Origin of the sequence: Rossellomorea sp. SC111 (assembly GCF_024733565.1) — a bacterium.
Lineage (GTDB): Bacteria > Bacillota > Bacilli > Bacillales > Bacillaceae_B > Rossellomorea.
This window is the reverse complement of the sequence record NZ_JANIOC010000020.1, coordinates 62142-68188: the sequence shown is the minus strand read 5'-3', so window position 1 is coordinate 68188 and position 6047 is coordinate 62142. Positions and strand designations below refer to the sequence as shown.

General features: G+C 44.3%; 6 protein-coding genes and 9 tRNA genes. 14 read left to right on the top strand and 1 reads right to left on the bottom strand.

The features are described 5' to 3' along the window. The 10 genes from NQ095_RS20375 (at nt 1) to rocF (ending at nt 2130) form a co-directional block, all read left to right on the top strand. Nucleotides 1-75 (top strand) — tRNA-Asn (locus NQ095_RS20375). Nucleotides 76-77: 2 nt separating this feature from the next. Continuing rightward, nucleotides 78-150, top strand: a tRNA-Thr gene (locus tag NQ095_RS20370). 19 nt (nt 151-169) lie between these two features. Continuing rightward, nucleotides 170-244 (top strand) — tRNA-Glu (locus tag NQ095_RS20365). Nucleotides 245-284: 40 nt separating this feature from the next. Continuing rightward, nucleotides 285-360: transfer RNA gene (locus NQ095_RS20360), tRNA-Val, on the top strand. A 103-nt stretch (nt 361-463) separates the two neighbouring features. After that, nucleotides 464-539: transfer RNA gene (locus NQ095_RS20355), tRNA-Thr, on the top strand. Between the two features lie 13 nt (nt 540-552). Then, nucleotides 553-636: transfer RNA gene (locus NQ095_RS20350), tRNA-Tyr, on the top strand. A 68-nt stretch (nt 637-704) separates the two neighbouring features. Continuing rightward, nucleotides 705-779: transfer RNA gene (locus NQ095_RS20345), tRNA-Gln, on the top strand. A gap of 4 nt (nt 780-783) precedes the next feature. Continuing rightward, nucleotides 784-856: transfer RNA gene (locus tag NQ095_RS20340), tRNA-Lys, on the top strand. A gap of 44 nt (nt 857-900) precedes the next feature. Beyond that, nucleotides 901-976 (top strand) — tRNA-Ala (locus NQ095_RS20335). A 251-nt stretch (nt 977-1227) separates the two neighbouring features. Next, entirely contained in the window at nt 1228-2130 is a 903-nt protein-coding gene (gene rocF, locus NQ095_RS20330) for an arginase (RefSeq protein WP_258265242.1), read from the top strand. A 56-nt stretch (nt 2131-2186) separates the two neighbouring features. Here rocF and NQ095_RS20325 read toward each other — a convergent pair whose 3' ends face one another. Further along, nucleotides 2187-2348, bottom strand: coding sequence for an aspartyl-phosphate phosphatase Spo0E family protein (locus NQ095_RS20325; protein WP_034765819.1), 162 nt, complete (start codon nt 2346-2348; stop codon nt 2187-2189). Between the two features lie 167 nt (nt 2349-2515). Between NQ095_RS20325 and sigW the strand changes: the two genes are divergently transcribed. The 4 genes from sigW (at nt 2516) to NQ095_RS20305 (ending at nt 6030) form a co-directional block, all read left to right on the top strand. Continuing rightward, nucleotides 2516-3079, top strand: coding sequence for an RNA polymerase sigma factor SigW (gene sigW, locus NQ095_RS20320; protein WP_098438494.1), 564 nt, complete (start codon nt 2516-2518; stop codon nt 3077-3079). A gap of 15 nt (nt 3080-3094) precedes the next feature. Then, nucleotides 3095-3724, top strand: a complete 630-nt coding sequence (locus tag NQ095_RS20315; protein ID WP_258265241.1) for an anti-sigma factor family protein — start codon at nt 3095-3097, stop codon at nt 3722-3724. 235 nt (nt 3725-3959) lie between these two features. After that, entirely contained in the window at nt 3960-4796 is an 837-nt protein-coding gene (cdaA, locus tag NQ095_RS20310) for a diadenylate cyclase CdaA (RefSeq protein WP_258265240.1), read from the top strand. After that, nucleotides 4789-6030, top strand: coding sequence for a CdaR family protein (locus NQ095_RS20305; RefSeq protein WP_258265239.1), 1242 nt, complete (start codon nt 4789-4791; stop codon nt 6028-6030). The genes cdaA and NQ095_RS20305 overlap by 8 nt, the downstream gene beginning before the upstream one ends. The last annotated feature ends 17 nt before the right edge of the window (nt 6031-6047 follow it).

Here is a 6047-nt window from a genome sequence, read left to right as displayed (position 1 = left end):
TCCGCAGTAGCTCAGTGGTAGAGCTATCGGCTGTTAACCGATCGGTCGCAAGTTCGAATCTTGCCTGCGGAGCCATTGCTTCCATAGCTCAGCAGGTAGAGTGCTTCCATGGTAAGGAAGAGGTCACCGGTTCGAGCCCGGTTGGAAGCTTTTATTTTTTTAATAAACCGGCCCATTGGTCAAGCGGTTAAGACACCGCCCTTTCACGGCGGTAACACGGGTTCGAATCCCGTATGGGTCACCAAATTTTTTTGCGAAAGCAAAATAACTTACCTTTACATAACGGAGGATTAGCTCAGCTGGGAGAGCATCTGCCTTACAAGCAGAGGGTCGGCGGTTCGATCCCGTCATCCTCCACCAAGTTTTTTTACAACAGTAAAATAAACTTCATTTGATTTACGTCAGCAAAATATCTTTCCATGAACTGCTTTCATTACACAGTATTCATCACAAAATCATACACGCCGGTGTAGCTCAACTGGTAGAGCAACTGACTTGTAATCAGTAGGTTGGGGGTTCAAGTCCTCTTGCCGGCACCATTGTTTTCTAGCTGGAGGGGTAGCGAAGTGGCTAAACGCGGCGGACTGTAAATCCGCTCCTTCGGGTTCGGCAGTTCGAATCTGCCCCCCTCCACCATTTTGTATATTTCAGTGTAAAATGGACATCCTATAAATGTCCCTTTTTTATGCCATTCACGTAATTATTGGGCTATAGCCAAGCGGTAAGGCATCGCACTTTGACTGCGACATGCGTTGGTTCGAATCCAGCTAGCCCAGCCATTACGAGCCATTAGCTCAGTTGGTAGAGCATCTGACTTTTAATCAGAGGGTCGAAGGTTCGAATCCTTCATGGCTCATCACACATTTTCTCACATCTTTTGGTGTGGGAATTTCTCTATATGGGGCCTTAGCTCAGCTGGGAGAGCGCCTGCTTTGCACGCAGGAGGTCAGCGGTTCGATCCCGCTAGGCTCCACCATAGATATTTTGCAAATGCAGAAATCTCTATCCGCTCACGAAGCGAAAAAATCATCATACATACGACATGATTAGACCTTGAATCTCTTAGGAGATTTGAGGTTTTTTTGTTTAACTAATATTCTTACATCCCATCATCAAAAAACCCCTCTCTCCACGCATATATATACACAATCCTGTCCAGTTGAGTCATCGGTCCCACTAGGGATACAATAGGGACAGGACGTAAATTTTGAATAGGGGGAATTTTTGATGAAAAGAAACATTTCAATTATTGGTGTACCGATGGATTTAGGTCAAATGCGCAGAGGTGTGGACATGGGACCGAGTGCCATCCGCTATGCAGGTATCGTTGAGCGACTTGAGAATCTCGGTTACGACATTAAAGACCTGGGTGATATCGAGATTGGTCAAGCTGAGCGTGTACATAATAATCCTGATACAAATTTACGGAATTTGAAAGCGGTTGCTGAAGCGAGTGAAACGCTTGCCGGTAAGGTGAATGATGTCATCGGCAGCGGGGATTTCCCATTGATCTTTGGGGGTGACCACAGCATTGCGATTGGAACCTTGGCAGGTGTTTCTCCTCATTATGAGAATTTAGGGGTGATTTGGTATGATGCCCACGGTGATTTAAATACAGGAGATACGTCTCCGTCCGGAAATATTCATGGAATGCCGCTCGCAGTGAGCCTGGGTATCGGCCACGAGGAGTTAACGGGTATCGGGCAAAGTTCTCCAAAGATCAAGCCTGAGAACATCGTCATCATCGGAGCGCGTTCTTTAGATGAAGGAGAAAGAGAGTTAATTAAGGAAAAAGGTATCAAAGTGTATACGATGCATGAAATCGACCGCCTTGGTATGACAAGGGTGATGGAAGAGTCCGTTGATTACTTGAAGGGAAGAACGGATGGGGTTCATCTATCACTTGATTTAGACGGGCTGGATCCAAGTGATGCCCCTGGAGTAGGCACACCTGTCCTTGGAGGGATCAGCTACCGGGAGAGTCATCTGGCGATGGAGATGCTTGAAGAATCCGGATTGATCACTTCTGCTGAATTCGTGGAGGTAAATCCTATCCTGGATGAGAAGAATAAAACGGCAACGGTTGCTGTTGCGTTAATGGGATCTCTTTTTGGAGAGAAGTTACTATAAGTAAATTCAAAAAAGGCTGGAACCCATTATGGATTCCAGCCTTCACCTATTTCCCTTCAATGGTGCTTGACCACTTGATATTGATTTAACAGATCATCAAGACGAGTACTCAAATCAACTACTTGCTCATCGGCAAAGGAAGACTTTAATGCTAATTCGACCATTTGGCGACGGCAGTCTTCAATTTGAAATAATAAATCATTCATTCTTCTCCTCATTTCGAGATCCTCCCGCATTAGAAATATTAGTTCCTTTATACCCCTTTTCTAATAAATGTAAACACATTTCCCTAAAAATTTGTTAGGATAATAATATAAAAAAAATTGAAACCTTTTGATAGGGTACTACGTATATAAATATAGCCGCATAGAGCGGAGGTTGTGAAATGGAAGCGTTAGTGAATAAACGGATAAAACAAGTATTGAAAGGTGATCAAAATGCCTTTGCAGAATTGGTCGAGCTTTATAAAGATAAAGTATTCCAAATTTGCTTCCGGATGCTTGGGAATCGTCATGAAGCAGAGGATATCGCGCAAGAGGCATTTATTAGGGCATACGTAAATATTGAGACATTTAATCAAAAGAGAAAGTTTTCGACCTGGCTGTTCAGGATTGCGACGAATCTTTGTATAGACCGGATCCGTAAGAAAAAGCCGGATTACTTCCTGGATGCAGAGGTGGCAGGAACGGAAGGATTGACGATGTACTCACAGGTGGCTGCTGATGTTCAGCTCCCGGAAGATGAAGTGGAGAATATGGAGTTGCAGGAAACCATACAGAAAGAAATTTCCAAGTTACCGGAGAAATATCGATCTGTCATCGTACTAAAATACATTGAGGAGCTCCCGCTTCAAGAAATCAGCGACATCCTGGATTTACCGTTAGGAACGGTTAAAACGAGAGTACATAGAGGGCGGGAAGCCCTCAGAAAACAATTACGATCACTGTAGAGAGGGTGAGTGAACATGAAGCCTTGTCCTGAAGAAATCATCGACTATATGCACGATTATTTAGATGGAGACTTAAATAGGGAAAAAGAGGAAACACTGAAACATCATTTGCAGGAATGCAGTGAGTGCCAGCATCACTTCCATGAATTGAAAAAAGCGATTGCGTTTGTACAAAGCACATCTCATATCAGTGCTTCTGCAGACTTTACAGATAAAGTCATGGCGGGATTACCGAAAGAGAAGAAGAAGGTAGGGGTACAAAGATGGTTCCGTCACCACCCGCTACTTACGGCTGCGGCCCTGTTCCTGTTCTTTATGACAGGAAGTTTCCTTACCTCCTGGAATGATGAGGACTTCTCATTTACGAAAAATACTAAATTAGTCGTTCAGGATCATACGGTTGTCGTACCTGAAGGGGAAGTCGTAAAGGGAGATCTGACCGTCCGGAACGGTAATGTGAAAATAGAAGGAAAAGTCACAGGGAACGTGACCGTCATCAACGGCAAGCAATATCTGGCTTCTGCAGGCAGTGTGACAGGAGAGATCCATGAAATCGATGAGGCGTTTGAGTGGCTTTGGTACCAGATCAAAAAAGGGGCTAAAGACACGTTGGATTGGGGAAATTCGCAACTTGAAGAAAAGTAGGATAAAATAGAGGGGATGGAATGTAAGGTCCGTCCCTAAAGGGCTGACACTTATGATGTTCGTGTCAGTTTTTTTATGTAAAAACGTGAGTTCATGAATAGAAAAGAAAGAATCATGAAGCCGTGGGTGTCTTTCATTTGACAGTGATAAAATATGCTATAATAGGAACGTTACGAAAATGGAGAAGCCACACATGGCGGCTTACGCTTTCGATTAAGCTATTGGAGGATGTAATATGCCGTTTATCGATATTTTTTCGGATTACTCCGCGCTGGATTATGTCTCTGATATAGTAGATATACTCGTTGTATGGTTTGTAATCTATAAACTGATCATGCTGATAAAAGGAACGAAAGCAGTACAATTATTAAAAGGTATTTTTGTCATCATCATTGTAAGAGGCCTGAGTAGTATCTTTGGTCTCGATACGCTGGGGTGGATGATGGAACAAGCCCTCACGTGGGGGTTCCTTGCGATCATCATCATCTTCCAGCCTGAACTCCGCAGAGCCCTCGAACAGCTTGGCCGGGGACGCTTGTTCTCAAGGACAGGAATGCAGGAGGAAGAAGAGAAGGAGCAGATGATTGAGTCCATGACAAAAGCCGTAAGCTATATGGCAAAGCGCCGGATCGGGGCCCTCCTTACTCTTGAGAGGGAGACGGGGATGAGTGATTATATTGAAACAGGTATACCCCTTGATGCGAAAATTTCGTCCCAGCTGCTCATTAATATCTTCATCCCTAATACACCACTCCATGATGGAGCGGTGATTGTACAGAAGAATCAAATCGCAGCTGCTGCGTGCTATCTTCCGTTGTCAGAAAGTCCATTCATCTCTAAGGAGCTGGGAACGAGGCACAGAGCCGCACTTGGTGTCAGTGAAGTGACAGACAGCATCACCATTGTTGTATCGGAAGAAACGGGAGCTATCTCCATTACGAAAAATGGGGAGTTGCATCGCGACCTCTCTTTGGAGCGCTTCAGGGAAATTCTAACGGTAGAGCTCATTGGCGGTAAGACGAATGCTTCCTCGACAAAATGGAGCTTTAGGGGGAAGAAAGAAAATGGATAAATTCATGGAAAGCCGTTGGTTCATGCGTATCGTCGGACTCATGTTAGCCTTCATTCTTTATCTATCCGTGAACTTTGACGATATTCAGAAGACGGCTAATAATAGTAACGGTACGTCCCAGAGTGCAATTGAAACGATCCAGGATGTCCCGCTTGAAGTATTCTATGATAGTGAGAATTTGGAAGTGTCAGGTTTGCCGGATACGGTGAATGTGACCGTGGAAGGGCCTAAAGCTGTTGTACAGCAAACCAAAACATTGAAGGACTTCCAAGTGTATGTGAACTTAAATGATATCGGGATTGGTGAACATCAAGTAGAAATCCAGATTCAAAATATTTCTGATAAATTAACAGTGAAGTTTGATCCTCAATTTGCCAATATTTCCGTACAGGAAAAGGTCACGGAAGAATTCACAGTCGAACCTAAATTCAATGAGAGTATTCTATCGAATGGATATGAGGCAGAAGGGCTGGCCGTTGATCCGAAATCCGTGAAGGTGACAGGCTCGAAGGATGAAGTAGAGCGGGTTGCCTACGTAATTGCCACTCTCGATGTAGACGAAGAGATCAATGAAAATGTGACAAGGGAAGCCAGGGTGCAGGTACTTGACCGTGAATATAACAAACTGGATGTCCAGATAGACCCTGAAGTGGTTGATGTGACCGTGTCAGTTGTGAATCCGAGTAAGACCGTACCAGTCAGCATTAAACAAAAGAGAAGCCTTCCGAAGGGTACTACCCTTGAGGCGATTTCAGTAGAACCTAAAGAGGCAACGATTTTTGGAAGGCAGGATGTACTCGACACAGTGGAAGAACTCCTGGCAGAAGTCGATCTTTCCAAGGTCACGAAGGATTCTACCATTACTGTGCCACTCGCCCTCCAGGATGGATTGAATAAAGTGGCTCCCGAAGAAGTGAAAGTCACGGTTGATGTGAATTCAACCGAGGAAAAAAGCTTATCTGGAATCGAAATCAAACCTGAGGGATTGGCTGACGATTATGAATACACCATCATGGAACCTGAAAACGGTGTAGTGGATGTGGCACTGAAAGGTGAGAACGAAGAAGTGAGTAACGTTAAGAAAGAAGATTTCTCTCTCGCTCTCGATCTTTCAGGGCTCGAACCCGGAGAACATGAGGTAGAAATAGAAGCGGATGGGCCGGAGAATGTTGAATGGACCCTTTCGCAAAAAAAGGTAAAAGTAGAAATCAAAGAAAAGAACACATCAGCATAAGAGCTGTAAAAAGGAGA

Excerpts from the sequence above, each read along its gene's own strand:
- NQ095_RS20305 (WP_258265239.1), top strand. The coding sequence starts at position 4,789 with ATGGATAAATTCATGGAAAGCCGTTGGTTCATGCGTATCGTCGGACTC.
- NQ095_RS20315 (WP_258265241.1), top strand. The coding sequence starts at position 3,095 with ATGAAGCCTTGTCCTGAAGAAATCATCGACTATATGCACGATTATTTA.
- sigW (WP_098438494.1), top strand. The coding sequence starts at position 2,516 with ATGGAAGCGTTAGTGAATAAACGGATAAAACAAGTATTGAAAGGTGAT.
- rocF (WP_258265242.1), top strand. The coding sequence starts at position 1,228 with ATGAAAAGAAACATTTCAATTATTGGTGTACCGATGGATTTAGGTCAA.
- cdaA (WP_258265240.1), top strand. The coding sequence starts at position 3,960 with ATGCCGTTTATCGATATTTTTTCGGATTACTCCGCGCTGGATTATGTC.
- NQ095_RS20325 (WP_034765819.1), bottom strand. The coding sequence starts at position 2,348 with ATGAGGAGAAGAATGAATGATTTATTATTTCAAATTGAAGACTGCCGT.